This is a genomic window from Streptococcus sp. SCPM-O-B-15304 (M98), from assembly GCF_058200215.1.
Genome location: NZ_JBYQGQ010000056.1, coordinates 1 through 255, shown reverse-complemented (window position 1 = coordinate 255; position 255 = coordinate 1). Strand labels below are relative to the sequence as shown.

Annotated in this window: 1 protein-coding gene; it reads left to right on the top strand. The window is 40.8% G+C overall.

Annotation, left to right across the window (positions count from 1 at the left end):
- A partial coding sequence (locus AC3E7H_RS10045; protein WP_490676523.1) for a hypothetical protein occupies window positions 1-255 on the top strand: 255 nt, incomplete at both ends.

Below are 255 nucleotides of genomic sequence, written 5' to 3'. Positions count from 1 at the left end.
ACAAACCATACTTGCCAGATCCAAAAGATCCAAGCAAACCAGGTAAACCAGTAGAACCAGGAAAACCAATCACTCCTGAAAACCCAGGTGACGACACACCAATCATCTACGTACCAATCGTAAATGATGTGAAGAAACCAACTAAACAAACAGTTAAGTTTGAAGGAGCAGGCGATAAGACTCCAGGAGACAATGTCCAAGATGACTTTACATTTACTGGTAAAGAAAACAAAGCTTCTGGAACTACAACATGGA